The sequence below is a fragment of the Vogesella mureinivorans genome (assembly GCF_007644035.1).
Classification (GTDB): Bacteria; Pseudomonadota; Gammaproteobacteria; order Burkholderiales; family Chromobacteriaceae; genus Vogesella; species Vogesella mureinivorans.
Map to the genome: position 1 here is coordinate 1 of NZ_VMTV02001018.1, position 290 is coordinate 290.

General features: G+C 46.2%; 1 protein-coding gene. It reads left to right on the forward strand.

Going from position 1 to position 290, the window contains the following annotated elements; genetic code table 11:
- The coding region (locus tag FLQ44_RS22530; protein ID WP_206209105.1) for a hypothetical protein at nt 1-290 on the forward strand (290 nt) is incomplete at both ends.

Genomic DNA, 290 nt, shown 5'->3' on the forward strand with positions numbered 1-290 from the left:
TAAAACGAGCTGCTCCCGGTTTACGCTTAACATTGGGATGCAGTACCTTTGTACCCAAAGCACACACGCCATTTCAGTGGTTTGGCGTAAATCGAGAAGCCGAAAAACGCCTCAAAAAGTTAGACAAGGAATTGCGACGCGAGGGTATTAACTTTCGACCGGAAAGTTATAACTGGTCGGTAATGCAAGCGCTAATATCCAGAGGAGACAGACGTTTATCTTATCTATTGGAACTGACGCGGCATTACGGTGATTCTCTAGGCAGTTACCGCCGTGCTTTCAAAGAACTG